The following is a 20773-nucleotide window of genomic DNA, read 5'->3' as shown; positions in this document are numbered from 1 at the left end:
AAGCTTTTGTTAAATATTTTAAAGCAGCTCAGGCCGATTACTTACATTCTCGTGCCCGGGCAGCTTAACCTTAACCGTTGGGTCGAAACCGCTGGGTCGAAACCGTTGCGCCGGTTTATCACGCCGACAGGGTTCGGGGATAAGTTTCTCAAATCCAAACATTGTCTCGTTTCTTTTTCGATCAAACCTTTTTTGAAAAGGTTTGCGGTCAAACATTTACTCAAAAGGGTTGTGGGCAAGCCTTTTTTTAAAAGAGTTGTATTATACTGTCTGGCTAGGCCGCAGTACCAGGGTTTTTTCTCAAGTCTTTTTTCAAAGGGGTTGATTATAAATATCCAACAGGCAAATCAAGAACCTGTGAGGAAAAATGACTGCTGAAAAAAAGGATACGCCGGAAGTTTCATTGAGAGAGATTCAAGCAAAGGAGAAAAATATAGAAATCCTCTCGATGCCCGGGCTGTCAGTAAACCTCCGGCATGCCGGGGATATCCTGGAACTTACGGCAAACGGAACCCTGAAAGCAGCTTTTAGTCCTATCCTGAAAAAGATGAATTCCCGCTTAAAGGAGGAAAAGCTAGCTCTCGTAGAGGAGAACAGGGTTATTGCCTCGGCCTGGCTCCCACCGATACCTAGCCCCGCCTTCAAGCGCCTTATTTTTGCGGAGATACAGATAGCTCTCGGAAAATATATTCCTGAAACCGTATCAATTGAACTTACCCGCCAGAACAGTTCGAGATATCCGCTAGGAACGGTTGAAAACGAGCTTCATAAGGATTCTATAAAAAGAATAATAGATGAGGCTCTGGAATCCGGTACTTTCATTATCACATTTACCGAAAATGATCCTCTCTTAAGAGAAGAGGTTTTTGAGCTGATAAGGTATGTGGACAAAAAACGAGCTATAGTAAACTGTTCCACCTGGGGCACGGATTTTTCAGCAGATACTGCTTTCCGTCTGAAAGACGCCGGGCTCCATTCCCTTATGGTGGGCATTTACTCAACTGATCCTGAAAAACACGATGCTGTCCGAAATTCCAGGGGAGCATATGAAAGAGCAGTTTCTGCCATAAAACTTGCACTTGAAGCCGGGCTCATGGTTGTAATGACGACACACGCGTCTCCTTCAAATATTAAGGAACTGCCTGCTCTTTATTCCCTTGCCTTGGAACTCGGAGTCCATGAATTTTCAGTCTGGGAGGCGATGCCCAAAACCAGGGGTGAGCCTGTACTTACTGATGAGGATAGGAAAAATATCCTTGAGATGTACCACAGGATAAATTCCAGCCCAGATGGCCCGCGTATGTTTGCGAATACTTATTTTGAAGGTCAGATGTTGGGAGCAATGGAAGGCAGACGCTGGATGCATATAACGGCAGACGGAGATGTAAAAGCCGGCCCTTATCCGCCTTTCAGTTTTGGGAATATAAAAGAAGAATCTTTAAAAGACGCCTGGAAGAAAATAAGGAGCTATCCTTACTTCCAGAAGCAGAAAAGCCTGGCCCCGATGCACGATCCGGAGTTTCTGGAGTTTGTTGACAGAATTCCGGAAGGAGCAAAACCGCCATATCCTTTCGAAAAGGTTTGCAGAAAATGAAAAGGGAAACTTTAAGAGATATTTTTATATGTTTTTATAGTGTTTTCACTTTAGAAATCTTTACTGAGATTCCACTTAGCCTGTTTTTTTCTATATGGATACGGCAAGCCAGAAGAAGTAAAAGCAGCATCCACTGGAAAGCAAGTACTTTGCTAGAAAAATAATATCCTGCTAGAAATCCGGTATCAGCCTAGAACTGGCTGCCCGAAGATAAACATTTACATATTAGCAGGTAATTTTAGAGGGCAGTTTAGCTGTAACTGCGTTCATATCTTTAATATTTCAGTAAGAAAAAGCTGTCTGCCTGAGGTTTTCCTCCAGAAAACTGGCAGTAATGAGGGATTTAATGACGAATAAACTTGACCCGTGGAGTTCAAGCGAGATTAATGATTATTCCAAGTTATTCGAAGAATTCGGGATTTCTCCATTTGATGATGTGCTTCCTGAAATCCCTTCCCCACATATGTATATGCGGAGAAGAGTTATCTTCGGGCACCGTGATTACGAACAGATTGCAGAAGCCATGAGGACAGGTGCCCCTTTTTCGGTTATGGACGGTTTTATGCCTTCAGGGAAGATTCACCTCGGGCACAAGATGGTTATGGACCAGATAATCTGGCACCAGCAAATGGGAGCATCGGCTTTTGTCGGGATTGCGGATAGGGAGGCTTTCTCGGTACGCGGCTTTTCCTGGCAGAAATGCAGGCAAATAGGGGTAGAAGAATATATATTAAGCCTTATCGCTCTCGGGTTTAAGCCCGATGGCCTTATTTACTTCCAGTCAGGCTGTGAAAGCGTCAAGGATCTGGCATTTGAACTAGGGGTCAAGGTCAACTTCTCGGAACTGAGTGCAATTTACGGTTTTTCAGGAGAGACAAACCTCTCTCATATGATCAGTGTGGCAACCCAGGCTGCCGATATTCTCCAGCCTCAACTCGAAGAGTTTGGAGGCCCAAAACCGGTTGTGGTGCCTGTTGGGCCAGACCAGGACCCTCACCTTCGGCTGACGCGAGGACTTGCAGGCAAGATGAGCATGTTCAGGGTAGAGGAGAGAGAAAACGCAAATGGCGGGAAATACCTGAGCGTGCGCGGAAAGGGAGCCCCGAAGGAAGCGTTACAGGAGCTTAAAAAACGCATTCCTGGGAAGGTGAAACTCTATGAAGAGCACCTGGATATACTTCAAACTCCTGACTATCCATTCCTGGAAAGATTTGTTTTGCAAATAAACCAGCCTGAGAAAAAGAGATACTTTACTGCTGAGCTTAAAGAGATCTCGAAATTCGCCAGTGAAATTAAACCTTATGAATTCTCAGGGTACGAAGAATACTTTGTTTTCAGAAAAGTATGGAAACTCACCCGAAAGATGCTGGACGAGATCGTAGCAGAAGTTGCCGCTGAATTCGAAGGCTATGCTTTCATTCCTCCTGCATCTACTTATCACCGCTTTATGAGCGGGTTGCAGGGAGGAAAGATGTCAAGCAGCATCCCTGACAGTCATATCGCTCTTACTGACGACCCAAAAGAAGGCGCAAAAAAAGTGAAGAGGGCAAAGACTGGGGGATGTATGACTCTTGAGGAGCAGAAAAAACTTGGTGGAAAACCCGAGGAATGCTCTGTTTTCGAACTCATGCTTTTCCACTTAGTAGAAGATGATGATGAACTTATGGAAATAAGAGAGGAATGTGTCTGTGGAACTAGGATGTGTGGGTCATGCAAACAGCTTGCAGCCGAAAAGATGTACGAATTCCTCAAAGACCATCAAGAGAAGCGGGAACTTGCAAGGGAAAAACTCAATGAATATAAAATAATTTACAAAAAGTAACTTTATAAAATAAATTTAGTTTATAAGGCTACAAATTAAAGGTTATAAAATCGGTCATTTATAAGTTTATCAAGCTCTTAATATTATCAGGAATGTCAGGAAGTGATCATGTATGAGTATTCAGGATAATCTCACAATCAACGAGAAAAAGGTCTTGCTTGCCCTTGAGGATATAGGGTCCGCGGCTCCCGAAGGGCTGGAGGAGAAATCAGGGCTGCAGGTAGATGCAGCAATGCAGGCAGCCTTCATGCTTGAGGAAAAAGGGCTGGTTTCAGTCTCCGAAAAAGTACTCGAACGCTATTCCCTTACTAAAGAAGGGGAAGAGTACAAAAAAAATGGGCTTCCAGAGCGCCAGATTATTGATATCCTGAAAAATCCTACCTCACTTGAAGAATTGAGAAGCCATTTCTCTCCGCAAATGGTAGGGATTGCAACCGGCTGGCTCGTAAAAAAAGGATGGGCGAAAGTTGAAAATGGGGTAATGGTACCGTCGGGAAAAGTGAATGCAGGAAAGGACGAAGAAGCCCTTGCAGTTTTCACAGGAAAAGCAAAGACCCTTGAAGAGCTCGGATCCGACGAAGGAACAATAAAGGATCTGCTCAAGCGCAAACTTATCATAAAACACGAAGAAAAGTTCAGGACGGTTTCCATAACTGGTGCAGGAAATGCGCTTGCCTCCCAGGGGCTTGTCCTTGAAGAAGAAATTGCTCAGATCACACCCGATTTACTGAAGAGCGGTGCCTGGAAGGAGAAAAAGTTCAGGCCTTACCGTCTCGATATTACTCCTAAATCCCTTTACGGGGCCAAAATCCATCCTTACAGGCGCCTTATAGAGCAGATGCGCCAGATATTCCTGGAAATGGGCTTTACCGAGATCAAAGGTGGTATAATCCAAAGTTCCTTCTGGAATTTCGATGCCCTTTTCCAGCCCCAAGACCATCCTGCAAGGGATATGCAGGATACTTTTCACCTGGGCAGCGCCTGCCAGCTTCCGGGTGAATACTTCGAAAATGTTGCTGCAATGCACGAGCACGGAGGAGAAATTGATTCCTGTGGCTGGGGCGGAACATGGGACAGGGAACTTGCAAAACGCAATGTTCTGAGAACCCACACAACATCCGTTACTGTCAAGTATCTGGCTGACCACCCCAAATCACCTGTAAAAGCTTTCTGCATTGACAGAGCTTACCGCAGGGAAACAATTGACCCTACGCATACTCCAGAGTTCGAGCAACTTGAAGGGGTTGTAATGGACAAGGATATGTCTTTTGCAGACCTGCTCGGCTTACTGGCAGAATTTTACCACAGGATGGGATTCGAAGAAGTCCGCTTCCGCCCCGGCTATTTCCCATACACCGAACCGAGCGTGGAACCCGAGGTTTATGTTGACGGCCTGGGTTGGGTTGAACTTGGAGGGGCAGGCGTTTTCAGAAAAGAAGTTGCCGAGCCTTTAGGGATTAAAGACCCTGTCCTTGCCTGGGGACTAGGGGTCAGCCGGCTTGCCATGCTGAAACTGGGACTTAAAGACCTCAGGCTCCTGTACCAGTCCGATATTGACTGGCTCAGAAAAAGTGAAGTTTGTAGGACCTGAGATCTTAACTGAGGGTTGTAACCTGAAACTCTCAGGTCAAAATTTTTATTTTTAGTTTTAAATAAAAAGCTGCACTGGTAAACCCCGCTGTATGCGTTGTGTAAAAATGTGCTCATTGAATACTCTTAATAAGGAAGATTACCCAGCGACTAACAGATAAGAAAGCCTGTTCCTCTTATGGTGCTGAATTAAACAAGCGCCACATTTCTCACCGTGTGGTATATGCATCAAGGTCTGACCAATAGGAAATAATAGAGGGCTATATAAAAGGATATGATGATTCGATATATCTAGATAAGGATCTTTTTAAGTAAGGACCTTTTAAGGTCTTTTTGCCAGTTATCATAAAGCCTGGAAGCATGTTATATCTTATGAAGGAAAAATCTGTAATTCTCGGAATTTGACAGAAACATACATTTTGTAATATATAAATTGGCTTTATGATCCGGTTTTCTACATAAAATTTAAAGTTTTATATTCTATTTCATGCGGATTTGATTAAGGTGCAGAATCCCCAAAATTGCTATTTTTATGTAATCTATAAATTATGTTAGAAAAATCGCTATACGTGGTATTCGAAGTTGTGCATAAAACTCTTTAACCGATGACCAATGAAGAGGTATTAAATAGAGAACATCGGCAAGAGAAGCAAAAATTACTAGATTTAAATGGATTTTGAGAGATTTACTGACATTTAAAAATGTTAAAACATCAGCTGGATAAAAAAGATGACCAGATTTTTTGCACCACACCCAAAATAATTCCTCCTTTTTCAGCATGATTCACAATTCTCAAACTTTTCTTAGGGAACGAGAATTGGAGAATTTTATCCGCCAAAAAGGAGGAACTATTCACCTTGTTGGTACCAGTAATGAAATATAATTAATACATAATTAATATATTATTATTGAGTTACTGACCATACCACTTATGATCCATAGATGTATTATTACCTATAGCGAAAATATCGATACGATGTGACTCCCACGAGACGGCTGTAGGAGCAGAATATAGTTTCCCACCTCTACAGATCCAATCATGCCAGGAGGAGCCATCATACCACTTATGATGCAGTGTCTGATAATCATTTCCAACGGCAAAACAATCCAATCGATGGGGTTCCCAAGAAGAGATAGCTACACCTTCAGTGAGTTCTCCACCGAGATTTTCCCAGCCATGCCAGGAGCCATCAAACCACTTGTGCTGCATAGATTTATCTTTGCCTATAGCGACAATATCGATACGATTTGAATCCCACGAAACAGCTGCAGGTGCAGAATACAGTTCACCGCCTAGATCTTCCCAGTCGTGCCAGGAGCCATCAAACCACTTATGCTGCAGTGTTCTATTAGCTCCAACTGCGAAACAATCCAATCGATTGGGTGCCCAGGAGGAAACAGCTACACCTTCAGTAAGTTCTCCGCCAAGACTTTCCCAGTCATGCCAGGAGCCATCATACCACTTATGCTGCAGTGATTTATCTTTGCCTATAGCGAAAATATCTATACGATTTGAATCCCATGAAACAGCTGCGGGTGCAGAATACAGTTCACCGCCTAGATCTTCCCAGTCGTGCCAGGAGCCATCAAACCACTTGTGCTGCAGTGTTCTATTAGCTCCAACTGCGAAGCAATCCAACCGATTGGGTGCCCAGGAGGAAACAGCTACACCTTCAGTAAGTTCTCCACCGAGACTTTCCCACTTGCTCCAAACTGGATTATATTCTGGTGGCACAACGTTGTCGTCGTTGGTTGAAATGGGTTCGGCACCTGCTATTGCACCTGATAACGTCAATGCAAATAAGATTGCAAACAAAATAGCCAATGTGTTTTTTATTTGCCCTTTCATTCTATGTATTCCCCAAATTTTGGTTCAGTTTTATAACTTTGGCAGTATTGCGAATTTACTGTAAATTCCGAATCAAGTTTTCGTACACTGTCGATGAAATTGATCTTGCGATATCGGATTTTTGACCCAATACTTTCTTAAGATTATGATTCTACAGAAAAATCGGTACACTGTCAGAATTCCAAGACATTTTATATTCAGTATTTTTTGGAAGTAACTTCTTATATTGAATGAAAATATAAATATTAGTAATTTTTCATTTATCAGTATAAATTTGTGTTAATATATATTATTATCCTAGATTCGACAGGTTAACATATTTATAAGTAGATATTTTTATATTTCCCTTACGTGAGACTCAATATATTCCAGTGAATCTCTTCCATAGTAAGAATTTTTGACTTTATTTTCCTTTTTTCTGAGAAATTCCCGGGAAACTGGTACGCAAAGGTAAAAATTATAGTATCAAACTGCGGAAATATTATTTTTTTCACCACAGTTCTTCATCTAGTTATCTCCTAAACATTCAACAGAAATCCAGAGAATAATCCTATCTTTGATATGGAAAAACGCAATAAGAAATGCATAGACATTTTTAATTATACTTTATGGTATCGTTATACTCACTATAAGAGCATGCTAAAATAGAATTATAAAAATTCATTTAAATTAGCCATCTTATTTTATTATCTATTGGCCCCCGTGACCAACAACACGACACAAGATCTGTAATCCAATTTTTAAGTAGGGTATTTTCTAATAGAGCCTATCCGAAAAGTCAGTAATGCATGCTGAAAAGTTATAATAAGTCTAAATATCCGGGCATCCGTTCCGGTTTTGCATTTTGTTAATGGAAAGTTACAGTAGGTAACAACACTTTTTAGATAGGCTCTAAGCAGGAAAAAAGGATTATTTAATTTTAAGACAGCCTCTAAGGGAACTTTACATTACATGAAACAAAATGCTAAAAGTGATAAACCGTTTACTCTTAACAGCCATGTTCTGGAAAGGGTGAATAGGTGGAAGGCATTGGTTTCAACTCAAAAGTAAAATGTGTATATATTTACTGTAAAATGTAAAAATGTAAATTTTATAGTAAAATTATAAATACAGTTTAAGTAGAGTCTGGAATTTTAGAGCCTGTTTTTAATTCCCTAGCTATTCAATGTACCGTTGTGATATTTTTCTTTCTTCAAAGTTGCCTGTTCTTGTAATTATATGGGATATATTTATTTCTGCAAAATCTAAGCCATCTTTTCCTCTTAAAATGTATACTAGGGTCTGATTAAATAAGTTTTCAGGTGAACCGGAGTGAGAAAATGTAAATTCAAATAACATGTCTTCTGTTTCTGTCTTGTTGGTTATATGCATATTTTTCCCTCTTATTCTCGTATTTACTTCCCATTTTTGTATGTGGTATTCGTTACGAGTTTACGAGACTTTAAGGATATATTTAATAAAGAAGTCCTAAGTTGTCGAACTCTGCCCTGACGATCCGCAGACCCTCATCGCAATCCTCCGGAGTTTTGCCACCTGTGATTACCAGTTTGCCAGAGCTGAACACAAGCACTACGACCTTGGGAGCCTCGACCCTATAAATAAGCCCAGGAAATACTTCTGGCTCGTATTCGACATTCTCCAGACCAAAAGCTATAGCAATGGTGTTCAGGTTAAGGGTTGTTTTCAAATCAGCACTAGCTACAATGTTCTGAACATGAACTTCAGGTTCTGGATATATTTTATCGAAGCCGATATCCTTTAGTGTGTTAGCCAGAGTGATTATGGCCGCATGAGCGTTCTCGATGCTCTTAGCTCCAGTGCATACCACTTTTCCGGAAGTGAAAATTAGAAAGGCAGCCTTGGGATTCTCTATTCTGTAGACGAGACCGGGGAACTTCTTTTTGTTATATTCTGCGCCTTCCAGCCCAGACTCCATCATTTTTTCCAGGTTGAAATCTTCTGCCAACGCTGTAGATGCCACCACGTTCTCTAAAATTACTGTGGATTCCATACAGCACGTATATGGAAGTTCTATAGTTCTGATCTTCGGTTTAGAGCCTATCCGAAAAGTCAGTAATGCATGTTGAAAAGTCACAATATGTCTATAATATTCGGGCATCCGTTCCGGTTTTGCATTTTGTTAATGGAAAGTTATAGTAGGTAACCACTTTTCGGATAGGCTCATATAGTATGGTTATTTTAGTTCAAAGCCTATTAATTGTACATTACAGAATTAGACGACGAGTTCCTCATATCACTAAAAGAAAATTGTCCGGAGCTTTTTGAAGAACCTGAGTAGTATGAATTCTTTTTAATTCAACAGGAGTAAAAAGCTGCGGCCAGCCAAGGTAACGAGAATCGAGGAGGTATATACCTTACGGGATTTTAGTTTCTAAACATATTTTCTTTAGTAAATATATAAGTATATAGTATACTAATTGGTGAAATCAGGAACGAACATATTGCGTTAGCAATTAAACTAAAAGGGGTAAATAATGACAGATATCCCATCAGAAACAAATAGTCCATCAGGGTACCCATCAGAATCTCAATCAGAATCTGTGACTGCCCCTAGAGAATTACCAAGTGCCCCGGAAGGTCAGAATGCAGTCGAATCACGACCTAGAGCAACTGCGAAAACTGGTATAGCCACCCGGTACTGGCTTGAACTGATGCCTTACCCCCCAGGCAGCGTAAGAAGTTTATGGCTCTTTGTTAGCGATGATTGGAGACACCTAGACAACCCAGACCTTGGAACTCAGGTCTCTGTGCAGGATGCCTTCTGCAGATGTTCGGAACGTCTGGAGGTTCTGGTCTGGTACTCCGAAGATATGATCGAAGGACTTGTAGTAAAGACAAAATAACTGAAAAGAAAGATTTCTTTTCTAACTTTTACCTATTTATGACAAATTTAATAAGGCATTCTTCGATTTTGATCAAACTTTTTTGAAAAGATTTGCTTTAAACCGTTTTTCTGCTAATTACACCATCGAGTCATTTTCGCTCAAGCCTTTTTTGAAAAGATTTGCTTTAAACCGTTTTTCTGCTAATTACACCATTGAGTCGTTTTCGCTCAAGCCTTTTTTGAAAAGATTTGCATTAAATAACTGCAAATCCTATTTTCCAGTATAAATTATTCGATAATAAAGAAAAAGGGAGTAGAAAAGGGAGTAGAAGCGGGGGTGAGCTATGAACAGAAACAAGTATTGGAAAATCACGCGGAGCGATTGGTACGGAATAGCTCAGGTAATTTTTGCGTTCATAGCAGTAATTATGATATTGTCGTTTTTCCTGCTTCCGGGTTACTGGTATCTCTGGCTTATAATAGTAGCCGGAGGACTTGCCCTGCTTGTGGCATGGCATGCAAAAAACTTTGCCTATCTCTGTCCCGGATGCGGTGAGGTGTTCGAGATTTCAACGCTTGAAGATTTCATCAGCCCCAATGGTGTAAATAAAAAATACCTCAGGTGCCCGAGGTGTGGGAAACGGGCCTGGGCTGATATTCTGGGAATTAAAGAGGCAACTATCCTAAAGAAGTAGCTGTTATCTGAAAACTAAATACCGGTCATATGAAAAGAAGAAGGGAACCTGAAGCCCTGGGAAAAGGTTTCCGAAAACGAACCCTGAGGAGCCATGAAAAAAGAAAGCGAAAACCAGGAAAATACTCCAGACTCTCTTACCGGAGAAAAAATTTCTCTTCTTCCAATTCTTGCTGTCAATTTCATAAGCACGCTCGGATTCAGCATTGTACTCCCGTTTCTGGTGTTTTTGGTTAGCCGGCTGGGAGGGAACGCTTTCATTTACGGACTTGCAAGTTCGATGTATCCGGCTTTTCAGCTAATTGGGGCCCCTATTCTGGGCAGGTGGTCTGACACCTACGGCCGTAAAAAGATCCTGTTTTTAAGCCAGTTAGGGACTTTGCTTTCATGGATCATTTTCCTTGGGGCCCTTTTTCTTCCAGTAGTAAGCTTATTTAAAATAGATTCCGGAATCCTGGGAACTTTTACCGTTACCCTGCCCCTTGCAGTGCTCTTTTTTGCCAGAGCTCTTGACGGGCTGACCGGAGGAAATGTATCGGTAGCCAATGCTTATCTAGCCGATATTACTGCAGAAAGAGATAGGAGCCGGAATTTCGGGAAGATGTCGATTTCCGAGAACCTGGGATTTATAGTTGGGCCTGCCCTTGCTGGAATATTGAGCGTAACCGCGTATGGGGATGTAGCTCCTGTACTTGGAGCAATAGTAATCTCACTTATCGGAACACTGCTGATTATGTTTTATGTTCCCGAAAGTAAAGAGTGCGCTCTTGAGGGGCCTGAAGAAGCCGAGAATGTAAGGAAAATCTTCGGTTATGAGATAAGGGAATGCAGAACCACAACGGAAATAAAAAAACCTGAATTCATAGAGATCCTGAGACTTCCATATATCCCTTATATGCTTTGCCTGTACTTTCTAATCGACCTTGGATACAATGTGTTCTACACGGCTTTTCCCCTGCACGCGATTTCAGCGCTCAACTGGAGCATTGCAAAAATGGGCGTTTACTTCACGGTGCTGAGCGGGCTTCTGATAATTGTACAGAGTACTGTACTTCCCAGGGTTTCAAGAAAACATTCGGATGCAACCCTCATAATCTTCGGAAGCCTGATTCTCGGTACGAATTTTTTGCTTCTCATTCCTGGGAATCTTTCCCTTACCTACCTTGCAGCAGGGTTTTTCGCGCTTGGAGATGGGCTTATGTGGCCTTCATTTCTCTCTCTTTTATCAAAAGTTGCAGGAAGAAAGTACCAGGGAACGATACAGGGTGTTGCCAGCAGTTTCGGAGGCCTTGCAAGCATTACCGGACTTATCCTTGGCGGCCTTTTATATGAAACACTTTCAGGAACCTCTTTTTTAATTGCAGGTCTGGTAATCTACACTGTTTTTTTACTCAATTTCAGGCTTAGGCGTTTTGAAGAACAGAGGATTTTGAAGAATAGATAACAAATAGATCCAATTTTGAGACAGATAAAAACCAGATCTCAGGATCAGTTAAATATCAAAATACTGGAAGAATGGACTGAGTTTGAAGATTTGGAAGTTGCTATAAAATTTGAACATAAATAGTCGTTTAAAATTCCAATATGATTTTAGTTAACAAATTAATTGAATAAAATCAAACAATCTACAATAAACAAATATTTAAGTGTTAAAATCTCATTATAGTCAATAATTTTTGTGAGTTATTAATATATTTACATAAATGAAAGATAAAAATTCGAGACGAGTAAAATGATCGGCTTTTCTTATGTTTTTATTCTTTCCGCATTTATTGGTTTGCTTTCCTTTGTTTTCTGGGTATGGACTCTTATTGACTGTGTGAAAAAGGAGACAGATATAGGAAATACACGCCTGATCTGGGTCATAATTATTGTTTTAACCTATATCATAGGAGCTTTTCTATACTATCTTATCCGACGTCCTAAGAGGCATCTAGAGCTAGGGAAATGAAGCAGACAGAAATTAAAATTGGTAACTGTTTAAACTGTAAATTTTACCCGCATTAATCACCCCATCTTTAAAGTTTTAGCATTTATTGCTACAATCACGGTACTCAAGCTCATTAAAACGGCACCCATAGCAGGACTCAATAAGATTCCGTATCCATAGAGTACTCCGGCTGCAAGTGGAATGGCAAAAACGTTGTATCCTGTTGCCCAGAGAAGATTCTGATACATCTTGGAGTAAGTTTTCCTAGAAAGCCCGATAATATTAACCACATCTCTCGGATCGTTTTTTACCAGGACTATGTCAGCGGTTTCAATTGCAACGTCCGTACCTGCTCCTATGGCTATCCCGATATCAGCCTGAGCCAGGGCAGGAGCATCATTAACTCCATCCCCAACCATGCCAGTAATGTACTGCGCCTGGACTTCCTTGACCTTCGCGGCTTTCTCATGAGGAAGGACTTCTGCGAAATAATCATCAAGCTCCAGTTCCTGGGATACCCAGGCTGCAACATAGCGATTATCGCCTGTAAGCATGAGGCACTTTATTCCCATGCTTTTAAGTTTTGAGATAGCTTCCTTGGATTCTTTCCTGACAATGTCGGCAAGTGCAACGGCTCCAAGTACCCTGTCGCCCTCAAGCAGGAACACAACAGTCTTTCCCTGTGCTTTGATTTCTTCAATTTTCTCATTTTTGAGAGCAATTCCATTTTCTTCAAGATAACCAGGGCTCACAACAAGGAATTTTTTTCCTTCAATGAGCCCCTGTACACCTTTTCCCGGAATAGAACTGAATTCCTCCACGGGTTGAATTTGCATCCCTTTTTCCTGGGCACTTTCCAGAATGCCTGTTGCAATAGGATGTTCCGAACTGGCTTCCAGAGAGGCTGCAAGGCTTAAGATTCTTTTATCATCCTTTTCGTACTCTCCGAATCGATTTTCCTCGCCTGAAACAGAAACTACAAGAGAAACTACATCCGTAACCCCAAATCGACCTTCGGTAAGTGTACCGGTTTTGTCAAAAATAATAGCCTGAAGATTACGTGCTCTTTCAAATGCCTGCCTGTCCCGGATAAGAAGCCCAGATTTTGCGGCAATGGATGTTGAAACTGCAACTACCAGAGGAATTGCAAGCCCAAGGGCGTGCGGACAGGTAATAACCATTACAGTCACTGCCCTTTCCAGAGCAAAGACAAGTTGCTGGCCGAAAAGGATCCAGAGAATAAAAGTGAGAGTACCCACAGTAAGAGCTATAATTGTGAGATACATAGCAGCCTGGTTTGCCAGATCCTGGGTTTTTGATTTGCTTTCCTGGGCAGCCCTGACAAGTTCGACAACCTGGCTAAGATAGGTATCTTTTCCGGTCTTTTCTACCCTGACGACAAAAGCCGCCTCTCCGTTAATTGAGCCGCCGATAACGTCATTTCCCGGCTTTTTCGAAACAGGCTTCGATTCCCCGGTAAGCATGGATTCGTTGACGCTGCTCGTCCCCTCGACAACAGTCCCGTCCACAGGCACTTTTTCCCCGGGTTTTATCAAAACCTTATCCCCGACTTCTAGCTGCTCAACCGCGACATCAATCACATCTCCATCTTTCTTCAAGTGGGCAACCGAAGGCATAATTTTTACAAGCTCCTCAAGGGCTCTTGAAGCTCCCATAACCGAACGCATTTCCAGCCAGTGCCCGAGTAGCATTACATCGATAAGGGTTACAAGCTCCCAGAAAAACACCTCTCCATGAAGCCCGAAAACTACAGCCGAGCTGTAAAAATAAGCCACGCTGATTGCAATGGCTATAAGGGTCATCATTCCAGGAGATTTTTCGGAAAGCTCCTCTTTAATCCCCCTGAGAAACGGATACCCACCATAGAAATACACAATAGAGGAAAGGAAAAAAGTAAGGTAGTCCGCACCCGGAACGTGAAGCTCAAAGTTGAAAAAGTCCTGAATTGTAGGCGAAAGTACCAAAACTGGAAAAGTTAACACAAAAGAAACAATAAATCTTCTTCTGAAATCTTCAAGCATTTGGGTATGATGGTTGGCGTGATCTTTCCCACCGGCCGCCTCATGGCCTTTGTGTTCCATTCCTTCATGCTTCTCTTCGTGCTTCGTTTCTTCATGTTTCAGACCACGATGCTCATGATTTATCTCCTCATGCTGTTTATGTTCCGTTCCGCCACGTTCCTCATGTATCAGTTTTTCTTGTGGTTCATGGTCATCATGTTTAATTTCGCTGTGCTGTTTGGGTTTCATTTCTTCATGCCGCTCAGGGCCCCCATGCCTTATTTCCTCATGTTGTCCATACGCCGGAGATTTTTCTTCGGTACGCATCGTTCGAGCTTCTGGAAGACCCTGATGCACTATATTTCCAGCAGATTTATTCCCGCTTCCTTCGTGAGATCTATGGGAATTTCCTGACGTATCCCTTACAAAGTTTTTCTCTTTATCGCGATAAGAGGGTTTATTTTCTTGAGTTTTAGAAAAACCGGTGTTCACTCCCTTTTCTTCAGCCTTCATATCTTCCCAATTCCCCTGATTTTAATTTTGTTTTTAAATATATTAAAGCTTCTGATATATTAGAGATTAAAAGATCCAAATACCCTGAGTGGAGAAAAATAATGAATCTTTTAGTGCGGTAATGTGAAAAGTGAATATTAGAGTATACCGAGGTTAATTTTGAGAAATATATAAGAAAAGTGTAATAAAAGTAGGTTTTTTACTATCGTTATTAGGTATATTGAGTCATATATTGTGAAAAAAACTCAAGTCATGTATTTTATTGATATTTTATCAAAAATATCGATATTAGAGGATAAAATTAGAAAATTATAGAAAAACCATAGAAGAATCTGAAAAACCTGAAAAAAACATTAGAAGAATATTTAAGAAAGTTATAAACAAGTGCAGGGAAAAAGCCAAAACTAAGCTACTTCAAGCCATTCTAAAAGGGAAATAAACCAAAACACACTCGTGAGAAGATATTTAACTGCTCTGTGCTCTTCGAATATTATTACGCACAGAGAGGACCAAAATAAAGAACATAATGACGCTAAAGACCCCAATAAAGATAGTATCCCTAAAGGCTATGTCCAGAGGAATATAACTAATAGACCCATAATCTGGAGGCAAGAAAGTCATAATTTAATCTACGTGCCCAAATATAATAAACTTATCGAATTGTCTTATATATGGAGGAAAATAAATTAAAATGTTTTGAAATTTAAAAACACAATATAATGATTAAGAAACCAAAATCTATGCACGATATTTCCGTTTACATCACTTTGCTTATTTTTGTAACCTGCCAGCTTTCCAGATTAAAGACATATATAAAATCGAGGGTTATAGTTTACGGGTTTATAAAAGGAACAAAAGAAATAGTGCGAATTTGAGAAAGGAACATTATTAATGGAAATGTATACAGTTTTAATATTATCAAGCTTTATTGCCGCATTAATTTCTGGAGCTGCCGGCTTTGGAGGTGCGCTTTTGCTTTTGCCTGTGTTAACCCTGTACGCAGGTGCAGAACTTGCGATTCCGGTACTTACAATTGCGCAATTGATTGGCAACCTGTCAAGAATGGCGTTCGGACTAAACCAGATTGAATGGAAAAAGGTTTTCTTATTTTCTATGACGGCAGTTCCATTATCCGCACTTGGAGCTTTTGGGTTTTCAATTAGCTCAAAAAGCACCGTAACAAGGATAATAGGTGCTGTTTTAATTTTGTTTGTATTTTTAAGGTATTTTAGGATATTAAAATTCAAACCGAATGATAAAACGCTTGTTCTCGGCGGGGCAGTGACCGGCTTGCTATCCGGACTTGCAGGAAGTGCCGGGCCGATTGGGGCTGCAGTATTTCTTTCCTTTGGCTTGCCCCCGGTAGCTTATATAGCAAGTGAAGCTGCGACCGCAACTGCAATGCACATAACTAAAATCATCGTGTATGGCAAACTTGTGAATCTCCCTCCAAATACTATTAATCTTGGACTTATCATGGGGCTTGCCATGATATTTGGAACTTATGCAGCAAACCGCCTCATTAAAAACATGAAAAAAGAAGTTTTTCAAAAATACGTGGCTGTTCTCCTTTGTGTGGTTGGGGCTTATATGTTGATTTAATCCGTGGATCGAAGCTAGAAAACAGATCCGAAATCATCTGACGTGATATCTCATTTTATTCGGTTCTCCCTCGCGCGTATGACAATTTTGCTTAATTCTCGCAACCACAACGCCGAACTCGCTACCGCCGCGCAGAGTAGCCAATCTCCAGGACTCAAGCTCACGGTCGAGAAAGCCTGCTGCAAAAACGGGACGTAAATGACCGCTATCTGCAACAGAAGCGACAAGATAACTGCGCCCCAAAGCCATTTGTTAGAGAACAAGCCGACGAATGCGCTTTGCTTATCCGAACGCGCATTGAAAACGATGAAAAGCGAGAAGAAAACCACTGTGTTAAAAACCATAGTCTGTGCATATTGCAGGCTGCCTGAGCCTTCAACCAGACCTCCAGGTAAACTGGCATCCAGTACGAACAGCGCCCCAGCTGCCATGATTACACCGGTAAAGAGGTTGCCGGCCCACATGCTACGGGTTATCACTCCTTCTTCTCGCGGGCGCGGCGGTTCTTTCATCAATCCCGGCTCAGCCGGGTCTACTCCGAGAGCAAGTGCAGGTGGGCCGTCTGAAATAAGGTTGATCCACAGGATTTGAGTTGCGAGCAGCGGCAGTACTATCCCGGCCCCACCGTTGGCGGTCAGCCCTATAACATCTGCCAGCAGTAAGCCGAAAAACATTATCATCACTTCCCCGAGGTTTGAGGAAAGCAGGTAGCGCAGGAACTTACGGATATTAGAGAAGATAGCACGCCCCTCTTCTACAGCCCCTACAATGGTCGCGAAATTATCGTCCGCGAGCACAACATCGGAGGCTTCTTTGGAAACATCCGTTCCAGTAATGCCCATTGCAACCCCGATATCGGCCGTTTTCAAAGCGGGCGCATCATTAACCCCATCGCCCGTCATTGCCACGATTGCTCCCTGGCGTTGTAAAGCTTTCACGATCCGAAGCTTGTGTTCTGGGTTAACGCGTGCATAGACCGAGACTTCCCGAACCGTCTGGTCAAGCTTTTCCTCAGGCATCTTCTCAAGCTCAGCACCCGTAACAGCCTGCCCGTGAGTGGGAATGCCGAGTTCTTCAGCAATAACTGTAGCAGTTTTAGGATGATCGCCTGTTATCATTATCGGACGAATACCCGCAGCCATGGCACGCGCAACTGCATCTTTAGCCTCCCTGCGCGGCGGATCAATCATGCCGATCAATCCCAAGAAGATGAGGTCTTTCTCGACGTGTTCATCAAACTCTTCCTGCTTAAACGCATCTTTTGGCAGCGTGCGGAAAGCGACAGCAAGTGTTCGTAAAGCTTTACCGGCAAGTTCTTCATTACTCTTCAAAATTTCTGCGCGGCGTTCCTCAGTCAGAGGCTTTATATCATCTCCTACAAGCTCCTGCGTACAGCGAGCAAGCAATATATCCGGTGCGCCTTTAGTAAAGGAAAGCAATCGTTCCTCCTGCTCGGTATCACTATGAACCGTGCTCATCAGTTTGCGCTCTGAAGAAAAAGGCACTTCCCCAATTCGTTCCAGCCGTGCATTGAGAGCCTCAGCTTCCAGCCCGGCTTTGCGTGCCGCAACAATCAATGCTCCTTCGGTCGGGTCGCCATGTACCGCCCAGCGCCCATCGCGTTCATGCAACACTGCATTACTAGCGCGGTCAGCAGCTGCAAGTGCACGCACTAACTCAAATTGGAGTGCACCATCAAGCTTCCCTCCTCCTTCTCTACGCACCTCACCTTCTGGAGCATAACCCGTGCCTTCGAAATTGACGCGCCCACTCGCGGTGACTATCGTAAGTACAGTCATTTCGTTCTTCGTGAGCGTGCCCGTTTTATCGGAGGCAATAACATTAGCCGAACCAAGAGTCTCGACAGCCGCAAGATGGCGCACAATAGCATTTTTTCGCGCCATGCGCTGCACGCCGAGAGAAAGCACGACTGTCACCACCGCAGGCAGGCTTTCAGGCACAGCCGCGACTGCGAGCGCCACACCTAAAATGAGCACATCAAAAAGAGCTGAGAAACCCCTCACATCTTCAACCAGGAGAATGGTTGCAATTATCACGACAGCAATAACAATAACGATGATCCCGAGCAGTTTGCCAACGCGGTGAAGTTCCTTTTGCAGTGGTGTGGTTTCTACAGGCGCTTCTTTGAGCATCCCTGCAATGCGTCCCATCTCGGTCTGCATTCCGGTTGCTGTAACCACTGCACGCCCGTGACCGTAAACAGCCACAGTACCGCTAAAGATCATATTATCGCGGTCGCCAAGTCCGACCTCTTCTGCAATAGGGAGATCATCTTTCAAAACAGGCAGGCTCTCGCCTGTCAGTGCCGCTTCGGCCGTTTGAAGTGCAGTTGACTGAATCACTCGAGCATCCGCCGGGATAGTGTCGCCTTCTTCGATGATGATAATGTCGCCGGGCACGATCTCAGTCGCCGGAACACTCTGCCGCGTACCGTCCCGAATAACATTGGCCTGTGCCGCTGTCATCTGGCGCAACGCCGCAATAGCTTCCTCAGCTCGGGACTGCTGAACATAGCCCATGATCGCATTGAGTAGGACGACTGCGAAGATAGCAATTGCTTCGTAAGGCAGGGTCGAATTTCGTTCATACAGCCACATTCCTGCAGAGATAAGTGTTGCAATAAGAAGCAGGATAACGAGTACATCTTGAAACTGCGCCAGAAATTTTCTCCATGCAGGTACAGGTTTTTCTGCCATCAATTCGTTCTTGCCGTACCTATCGAGCCGCGCTCTCGCCTCCCCTTCGCCCAAGCCGCTTCGTGCATCCGTATCAAACGCGGTTAATACTTCATTAACCGACTGTCGATAAGGAATAATAGAATCTTGCGGAATTGTCATGGTACTCACGTTTGATCTATTTTCGCTCAGATTTACGGCGTAACTTATAAATTCCCCAAAATAAAGGATCAAAGATCTAAAAGAAAACATTTTGCACCGGGTAAGTAAGCCCATATGGGAATTCCCTTTTATGTTTCTAATCCCGTTTCTTTTTCTATAATCCTTATATTATAGTCCTCACATAAATTAGTGATTTTTATAAAGCTCCTTTATGTTAGCAGAATATGAAAAATTAACAGAGTGCCCATTTTTTAAATTAATTTTTTCGATAATGTGCAGGAATGAGGAATACTTTACAGAAAACTGGCATTAAAGGCAAAAATATATTGGAAGCACATATACTTCATTAATAAGAAAGTAAAGGGGAAGCCGATGATTGCAGGTTTATCTTCACTCTGCCGTGTAATAACAATATTATAGAATTTAAATAACTGCAGGAAAAAAAAAATCATTGAATTCAGTCCAAATTAATATAAAATACATAAAGAGTAATAGAATTCTATTTAAAAAAATTCACAGAACTTAAAAAATCATTAACTTAAAAGATTTCATTAATTTAAAAGATTCCATTAGAAATCATATATGTATCTCGTTTCTTTAATGACTTTATCGTTGCTATCTTTTTCTACGAATCTCATAATCTCTTTGTCATGAGTAACCATGGTTTTACAATAGGGGCATTCTTCTGTGTTTTTGTACATAACGGAATGTAGAAATGATTCTTCGTCTTCAAATTGAATAATTTGTGAGCTGAACCATTTTCTACACCTTGTACATCTAACTTCACAGCTTTTTGTATTGTTCATATTTTCATCCTCATATGCAGGAGACCTTTTCTCGGGGGAGAAGGAGATATAGAGAATAGTCGACCTTCGTTTTATTTCACTATCCTCTGAAGTAATATCAACTTATATATAATCAATGTAGCTAAAAAAGAATATGCTAGAATATTTAAAAACTAAGCTTGGTTTAGCTTTTTATGTAGATATAGAAATTGAATAGCTGCTACAGAAAATAGGCAATTTATAGAGAAAAAGAATAAGCTGGACAATGCGGTAAGTTAAAAATACCTCTCAGCCGACATTAGTATTATGAAAATGTAGCTATAAAATGAAGCCGCACACTGTTTTTATACGAATTACAATTTTTTAGATAATTCTATATATAAAGAACAGGCTAGAATACAGTAAAAAAGATTTACTTTAAATACATAATATTTATGATATTTTTATCGAACTTAGTTAAAAACCAGATATGATTCATCTGAACCAAATGAAAGACCTACTAATGGTCAAAACATGAATAGTTGGAGTTCTGAAACCAGTTATTAAAAGCTCAACCGTATAAGATTATTGACTAGTACTGTGTTTCCGAAGTATGTTCACAAAACTTGACTTTTCCCTAAATAGGGAACCTGTTTTGGAAGCGAAGCGTTAGTTCTGTAACTCTTCTTTG

Annotated in this window: 15 protein-coding genes; 8 read left to right on the top strand and 7 right to left on the bottom strand. The window is 41.8% G+C overall.

The window, feature by feature from the left end; all coding sequences use genetic code 11:
- Positions 1 to 18: 18 nt before the first annotated feature.
- A complete protein-coding gene (locus tag BP549_RS01980) occupies positions 19 to 216 on the bottom strand; it encodes a hypothetical protein (protein ID WP_292377670.1) in 198 nt (65 codons plus the stop codon).
- Positions 217 to 367: 151 nt separating this feature from the next.
- Between BP549_RS01980 and BP549_RS01975 the strand changes: the two genes are divergently transcribed.
- The 3 genes from BP549_RS01975 (at position 368) to BP549_RS01965 (ending at position 5007) form a co-directional block, all read left to right on the top strand.
- On the top strand, positions 368 to 1594 hold the full coding sequence (locus tag BP549_RS01975) for a radical SAM protein (protein ID WP_292377668.1): 1227 nt from the start codon (positions 368 to 370) through the stop codon (positions 1592 to 1594).
- Between the two features lie 346 nt (positions 1595 to 1940).
- The gene (locus tag BP549_RS01970; RefSeq protein ID WP_292377666.1) at positions 1941 to 3416 is read left to right on the top strand and encodes a tryptophan--tRNA ligase; all 1476 of its coding nucleotides are present in this window, start codon (positions 1941 to 1943) and stop codon (positions 3414 to 3416) included.
- A gap of 112 nt (positions 3417 to 3528) precedes the next feature.
- Positions 3529 to 5007, top strand: a complete 1479-nt coding sequence (locus BP549_RS01965; protein ID WP_292377664.1) for a phenylalanine--tRNA ligase subunit alpha — start codon at positions 3529 to 3531, stop codon at positions 5005 to 5007.
- A gap of 912 nt (positions 5008 to 5919) precedes the next feature.
- Here BP549_RS01965 and BP549_RS01960 read toward each other — a convergent pair.
- The 3 genes from BP549_RS01960 to BP549_RS01950 form a co-directional block, all read right to left on the bottom strand.
- Positions 5920 to 6801: a hypothetical protein gene (locus BP549_RS01960; RefSeq protein ID WP_292377662.1), complete on the bottom strand. Its 882-nt coding sequence runs from the start codon at positions 6799 to 6801 to the stop codon at positions 5920 to 5922.
- A gap of 1212 nt (positions 6802 to 8013) precedes the next feature.
- Positions 8014 to 8226 carry a hypothetical protein gene (locus tag BP549_RS01955; protein WP_292376876.1) on the bottom strand — a complete coding sequence of 71 codons (213 nt, stop codon included), beginning with the start codon at positions 8224 to 8226 and terminating at the stop codon, positions 8014 to 8016.
- A gap of 82 nt (positions 8227 to 8308) precedes the next feature.
- Entirely contained in the window at positions 8309 to 8866 is a 558-nt protein-coding gene (locus tag BP549_RS01950) for a TATA-box-binding protein (protein WP_292377660.1), read from the bottom strand.
- A 484-nt stretch (positions 8867 to 9350) separates the two neighbouring features.
- On the opposite strand from BP549_RS01950, the gene BP549_RS01945 reads away from it, so the two are divergent.
- From BP549_RS01945 to BP549_RS01930, 4 genes are all read left to right on the top strand, one after another.
- Positions 9351 to 9719: a hypothetical protein gene (locus BP549_RS01945; protein WP_292377658.1), complete on the top strand. Its 369-nt coding sequence runs from the start codon at positions 9351 to 9353 to the stop codon at positions 9717 to 9719.
- A 325-nt stretch (positions 9720 to 10044) separates the two neighbouring features.
- Positions 10045 to 10395 (top strand): hypothetical protein, encoded by a 351-nt coding sequence (locus tag BP549_RS01940; protein ID WP_292377657.1) that lies wholly within the window; start codon positions 10045 to 10047, stop codon positions 10393 to 10395.
- 93 nt (positions 10396 to 10488) lie between these two features.
- The gene (locus tag BP549_RS01935) at positions 10489 to 11838 is read left to right on the top strand and encodes an MFS transporter (RefSeq protein WP_292377655.1); all 1350 of its coding nucleotides are present in this window, start codon (positions 10489 to 10491) and stop codon (positions 11836 to 11838) included.
- Between the two features lie 288 nt (positions 11839 to 12126).
- Positions 12127 to 12345 (top strand): PLDc N-terminal domain-containing protein, encoded by a 219-nt coding sequence (locus tag BP549_RS01930; RefSeq protein WP_292377653.1) that lies wholly within the window; start codon positions 12127 to 12129, stop codon positions 12343 to 12345.
- Between the two features lie 56 nt (positions 12346 to 12401).
- On the opposite strand, the gene BP549_RS01925 is transcribed toward BP549_RS01930, so the two are convergent.
- The gene (locus BP549_RS01925) at positions 12402 to 14858 is read right to left on the bottom strand and encodes a heavy metal translocating P-type ATPase (RefSeq protein ID WP_292377652.1); all 2457 of its coding nucleotides are present in this window, start codon (positions 14856 to 14858) and stop codon (positions 12402 to 12404) included.
- An 891-nt stretch (positions 14859 to 15749) separates the two neighbouring features.
- Between BP549_RS01925 and BP549_RS01920 the strand changes: the two genes are divergently transcribed.
- Positions 15750 to 16460 carry a sulfite exporter TauE/SafE family protein gene (locus tag BP549_RS01920; protein WP_292377651.1) on the top strand — a complete coding sequence of 237 codons (711 nt, stop codon included), beginning with the start codon at positions 15750 to 15752 and terminating at the stop codon, positions 16458 to 16460.
- 50 nt (positions 16461 to 16510) lie between these two features.
- Here BP549_RS01920 and BP549_RS01915 read toward each other — a convergent pair whose 3' ends face one another.
- Together BP549_RS01915 and BP549_RS01910 are read right to left on the bottom strand one after the other, a co-directional pair.
- Positions 16511 to 19318, bottom strand: coding sequence for a cation-translocating P-type ATPase (locus tag BP549_RS01915; RefSeq protein ID WP_292377650.1), 2808 nt, complete (start codon positions 19316 to 19318; stop codon positions 16511 to 16513).
- A 569-nt stretch (positions 19319 to 19887) separates the two neighbouring features.
- Positions 19888 to 20124, bottom strand: coding sequence for a hypothetical protein (locus tag BP549_RS01910; RefSeq protein ID WP_292377648.1), 237 nt, complete (start codon positions 20122 to 20124; stop codon positions 19888 to 19890).
- Positions 20125 to 20773 lie beyond the last annotated feature (649 nt).

It is taken from the genome of Methanosarcina sp. UBA289, assembly GCA_002496565.1.
Lineage (GTDB): Archaea > Halobacteriota > Methanosarcinia > Methanosarcinales > Methanosarcinaceae > Methanosarcina.
The sequence above is the reverse complement of the archived record's forward strand: the minus strand, read 5'-3'. Positions and strand labels throughout refer to the sequence as shown.